1 protein-coding gene is annotated in these 682 nt (G+C 60.7%); it reads left to right on the top strand.

Going from position 1 to position 682, the window contains the following annotated elements:
- Positions 1-682, top strand: a 682-nt coding sequence (locus tag ACLKMW_RS26490; RefSeq protein ID WP_415727517.1) for an HWE histidine kinase domain-containing protein, incomplete at both ends; no start/stop codon positions are given.

Genomic DNA, 682 nt, shown 5'->3' with positions numbered 1-682 from the left:
TGTTCGGCTATTCCGCCGAAGAAGCGATCGGCAAGCACATCAGTTTCCTCATTCCCGCGGACCGAAAGGCAGAAGAAGATCTGATCCTGAACCGCATCCGCAGCGGCGAGCGCGTCGACCATTTCGACACGATACGCCAGCGCAAGGACGGCACGCTCGTCCATGTTTCGCTGACAATCTCGCCGGTGAAGAATTCGGCCGGCACGATCATCGGCGCCTCCAAGATCGCCCGCGACGTCTCGGATCGGAAGGAAAGCGAAAGCCGCATCCGGATGCTGATGCGCGAGGTCAATCACCGGGTGAAGAACCAGTTCGCCGTCATTCTCTCGATGGTTCGCGAAACCAACAAGCGCGCCTCCTCGACCGATGAGTTCGAAGAACAGGTGCGGGAGCGCATCATGGCACTGGCCCGCTCACACGATCTCCTGGTCGAGGGTGATTGGCGCGGCGCCACCCTTGCCCATCTGGTCCTCAACCAGTTGGAGCCATTCGCCGACCATGATCGCTTCGAGGTGGCCGGCGAGGATCTGACCCTTTCGGCAACGGCGGTGCAATATCTCGGTATCGCCTTTCATGAACTGGCGACGAACTCGATCAAATACGGCGCCTTGTCGAACCCGCGAGGCGTGATCGCCGTCGAATGGTCGAGGACGGGTGACGACAAGTCGCGCCTGCGGCTGAC

Origin of the sequence: Borborobacter xinjiangensis (assembly GCF_047739745.1) — a bacterium.
In the GTDB taxonomy this organism is placed as follows: Bacteria; Pseudomonadota; Alphaproteobacteria; order Rhizobiales; family Rhizobiaceae; genus Pseudaminobacter.
The sequence above is the reverse complement of the archived record's forward strand: the minus strand, read 5'-3'. Positions and strand labels throughout refer to the sequence as shown.